Annotated in this window: 5 protein-coding genes; all 5 read right to left on the bottom strand. The window is 67.5% G+C overall.

The features are described 5' to 3' along the window. Nucleotides 1-912 (bottom strand): LLM class flavin-dependent oxidoreductase (locus VFG33_RS10240; protein ID WP_325024858.1); only part of this gene is annotated, 912 nt, incomplete at its 3' end. A 45-nt stretch (nt 913-957) separates the two neighbouring features. Beyond that, nucleotides 958-1,803, bottom strand: a complete 846-nt coding sequence (locus VFG33_RS10245; protein WP_325024860.1) for a metal ABC transporter permease — start codon at nt 1,801-1,803, stop codon at nt 958-960. After that, complete coding sequence (locus VFG33_RS10250) at nt 1,800-2,702, bottom strand: metal ABC transporter permease (RefSeq protein WP_325024862.1); 903 nt, start codon at nt 2,700-2,702, stop codon at nt 1,800-1,802. The genes VFG33_RS10245 and VFG33_RS10250 overlap by 4 nt, the downstream gene beginning before the upstream one ends. Further along, entirely contained in the window at nt 2,699-3,580 is an 882-nt protein-coding gene (locus VFG33_RS10255) for a metal ABC transporter ATP-binding protein (RefSeq protein WP_325024865.1), read from the bottom strand. The genes VFG33_RS10250 and VFG33_RS10255 overlap by 4 nt, the downstream gene beginning before the upstream one ends. After that, nucleotides 3,577-4,188, bottom strand: a 612-nt coding sequence (locus tag VFG33_RS10260) for a metal ABC transporter solute-binding protein, Zn/Mn family (RefSeq protein WP_325024867.1), incomplete at its 5' end; no start/stop codon positions are given. The genes VFG33_RS10255 and VFG33_RS10260, both read right to left, overlap by 4 nt.

A 4,188-nucleotide genomic window follows, 5' to 3' on the forward strand; every position in this document is an offset into this window, starting at 1 on the left:
CTTCCGTGCGACGGTCTCCGGCGACCCGACGTACAGGGCACCGTGTGGCCCGATCTCGTAGCTGAAGGACTCCTTGGTCGGGACGGCGAAGCCGCGGGTCTTGCTGACCGAGCGGATGACCTCCAGGTAGCGCGGCCAGAACTCGTCGAGGGCCTGCTCATCGGTTGCTGCGACGTGGCCGGGTGAGTGCACGCCGACCGGCAGCAGCGGCTTGCCGAAGCTTTCAAGCGCCTGGCGGAAGAGCTCGGAGAAGGGGGCGAACCGCGCGGGTGATCCGCCGATGATCGCCAGCATCAGCGAGAATCCGTACTGCGCCGCCCGGATCACCGACTGCGGGCTGCCACCGACACCGATCCAGGTCGGGAAGGCACCGGACTCCAGATGCGGCACGACATTCTGCTCGTGCAGCGACGCCCGGGTCTTGCCCTGCCAGGTGACCGGGCCGCCCTTCATCAACTCGGCGAAGAGGTTCGTCTTCTCCTCGAAGAGGTCCTCGTAGTCGGCCAGGTCGTAGCCGAACAGCGGAAACGAGTCGACGCTGGACCCACGCCCGAGAATGACCTCGGCACGGCCGCCGGAGACGGCGTTGAGGGTCGAGTACCGCTGGAACACCCGGACGGGATCGTCCGAGCTCAGCACGGTGACCGCGGAGCCGAGGCGGATCCTCCCGGTGCGACCGGCGATCGTGGCGAGCACCACGTCGGCGGCCGGCAACGGGAAGTCGTCGGTGTGATGCTCGCCGATCCCGTAGAAGTCCACCCCGACCTGGTCGGCGAGAACGCCGTGCTCGACGAGGTTCCGGATCGTCTGGGCCTGGGACAGGGGGCGGTCCTGATCGTCGTGGATCAGATCGCCGAAGGTGTCGAGACCGAGAACGAGCGGGAACTCGGGAGGTGCTGAAGCGCTGTCCATGTCGTGAGCAACGAGTTGACATGTCAACTCTATTCCCGTGCGGCATCAGCCGGGGAGTGGGACGGGGTCTCTTCGACGGATGCCGGTGGCGAAGGTTGCGGCGTACACGGCGGTGGCGACGGCGAGGATGCCGAAGCTGGGTGGGACTTTGGGCACTACATAGCTGAGGGTGAGGCCGGCCCACATCGACCCGACCGCGAGGGCGGCGGACAAGAACAGAGCACGGAATGGACGGTCGGTCAGGCGCTGGGCGGCACCTGCCGGGGCAGCGAGCAGGCCCAGGATCAGTAGTGAGCCCACGGCTTGGGAAGCCACTGCCGCGCAGGCCCCGACCACGGCCAGGAAGACGAAGCCGAGGACCCTCACCGGTACTCCGCGGGCTGCGGCGACTGCCTCGTCGACCGATGCGAACAGCAACGGTCTGGCGATCGCGAGGATCACGCCACAGACGCCGACCGCCACCAGCGCCGCGGTCAACGCTTGTCCGGCGGACAGACCGAAGATGGATCCGAAGAGCACGTTGACCCCCGCGCTCCCGTTCACCGCGCTGCGCGAGGTGGTGTAGAGGGTGAGGAAGAAGACCCCGAGTCCGAGGATCCACGAGAACACACTGCCGATCGCCACGTCGTCCGGACGGCCGCGCTTACCGAGGGTGCCGAGCAGCAGCGCGACGGCGATCGTCGCTGCGAACAGCCCGAGACGCAGGTCGAAGCCGAAGGCCAAGGCACCCAGTGCGCCGGCGAAGGCGACATGGCTGAGTGCGTCACCGGTGAAGACCTGCGCACGCAGTACGAGGAAGTAGCCTGTCAGGCCGGCCGCCGCGGCGATGGCCGTTCCTGCCAGCAACGCGTGCTGGAAGAACGGCTGCCCGAGCGCCGTGGCCAAGATCATGCTGGTACTCCGGTCGGCAGCAGCCGTGGAAGACGACTGACAACCAGTCTTCCGAGCCGCGCCAGAAGGTAGCCGGCAAAGGCGAAAGTGGCCACGTAGAACCCGATCGGGTACGGCGAGAAGTAGGCGGCGATCAGACCGAGCCAGGTCACCGCGAGCGCGAAGAGGACGGACAGGGCAAGGCTCACGACAGGCTTGGCGGTGATCGCTTGCGCAGTGGCAGCGGGCATCACCAGCAGAGCGAAGACCAGCAAACTACCGGTGATCTGACTGGCTCCCGCCGCCGCAGCCCCGAGCAGAACCATGAACACCGTGGACAGCAGGCCTACCCGGACCCCACGCCCCGCGGCGACCTCGGGATCGACAGAGGCGAACAGCAGCGGGCGCGCGATCACCGCCAGGACTCCGAGCACGACAACCGCGACGAAGAACAAGACCCACACCTGCGTGGTCGTGATCCCCAGGAAGCTCCCGAAGAGCAGCGAGGTGACGCCACCCAGCAAACCCTTGTACAGAGCGGTGAACAGGAATCCGCAGGCCAGCAGGAACGCCTGCACTGTGCCGATCAGCGCCGACTCGGATCCACCGGATGCCCGCCCGGCTCGCGGGATGGCGGCGATGACCAGTGCGGCCGCCAGACAGAAAGCGAAGTACCCGTACGTCGCGCTGACGCCGATCAAGGCGGCTCCGGCGGCACCGGGGAATCCGACGACGGCGAGGGTGTGACCGGCGAAGGTCTGCCGGCGCAACACCATGAACCAGCCGATCAATGCGGCCGCGATGGCCACGATCGTGCCGGCCCGGAAGGCGTTCACCATGAACGCGTAGGTCCACATCTCCTGCAGGTCGGTGATCGGGTTCCACGACCAGGCGGGGTAGCCGTCCACCAGCGAGATCACGGCTGCACCGCGTGCCGATCCGTGTGGTGTGCGGGTGCTTCCGGCTGACCGACGACCACGAGTCCGCCGTCCGAAGTTCGCAGTACCTCGACCGGGGTGCCGTAGAGGCGGGTCAGGATCTCGGAGGTGATGACGTTTTCCGGCTCTCCCGCGACCGCGCCGCCTTCCGCCAGGTAGACCACGCGATCGAGGCGGGACAGGATCGGGTTGACGTCGTGGGCGACCATCACCACGGTCACTCCCTCGTCCCTGCAAATCTGGCTGACCAACGCGGCCACGGCTGCCTGGTTGGGGAGGTCGAGGCTGTCCAACGGCTCGTCGAGCAGCAGTAGTTCGGGGCGGCGTACGAGGGCTTGCGCGATGAGAAGCCGCTGCTGCTCGCCGCCCGACAACTCACCGATCGGTCGGTGCGCGTACGCCGATGCTCCGACCAACTCGATCACCTCGGCGATCCGGTCCCGGGCGGCCTTCCGTTGCCGGCCAGGCAGGGGGATCCCCCAGCGATCGCCGTCCCAGCCCAGCCGGACGATGTCGACGCCGCGCATCCGCAGCGACGCATCGAAGCTTCGCCGCTGCGGCAGGTAGCCGACCCGCTCCCCCGCCTCACCAGGCCGCTCACCCAGCACCCGTACCACGCCCGCGGCGGGCGGCAGCATGCCGAGCAGAACCTTGACCAGCGTGGACTTTCCGACGCCGTTCGGCCCGAGCACCGCGACGAACTCGCCCGCACCGACCTCGAGATCGACTCCCGACCACAAGGTACGGCCGCCGACCCGGACCGCGGCGTCGCGCAACGAAACGACGGCGGCTGGTGGTTCAGGGGCGACCGATGCGCGGTCGGCAACTGCGGCCTCGCGAACGTGTCCTAGGAAGTTCATTTCGCTGTGGCCAGAGCCTGTTCGATGCCCTGGAGTTGGCGGACCTGCCAGTCCTGGAAGGACACCCCGGCCGGGGTCGGAGTCTCGGTGACGGTGGCTACCGGGATGCCCGCGGCCTTCGCTGCCTTCACCTGGGCCTGTACGTCCGGGGTGGCGTTCTGGCTGTTGTAGACATAGATCTTGATCTGCTTGCCGGCGATCTGCTGATCGATGGTCGCCTTGTCCTGGGCGGTCGGGTCGGTGCCCTCGCTGATCGCGGTCAGGAACGACTCGGGCGTCAGCATTGTGAGTCCGAGTCCGGCGGCGAGAGGGGTGACGATCGACTCGGAGGCGCCGATCGGCGTACCGGCGTATTTCGTCTTGATGGTCGCGATCAGGTCGTTGTAAGGAGCGAGCGTCTTGGTCTCGTAGGTGGTCTTCAGCTGGTCGAAATCGGCGGCATCGGCCGGGTCGAGAGCCTTGTAGTCGGTGGTGATCTTCTCGATCACCGCGTGGACGTCGGTCGGCGAGTACCAGCGATGCGGGTTGCCGCCGGGCTTGATGCCGAGCAGGTCACCGACGTTCAGGTCCGTCCGGCCGTCGACGGGGTTCGCCGCCAGCAACTTGTC

The organism is Kribbella sp. (genome assembly GCF_035687465.1).
Lineage (GTDB): Bacteria > Actinomycetota > Actinomycetes > Propionibacteriales > Kribbellaceae > Kribbella.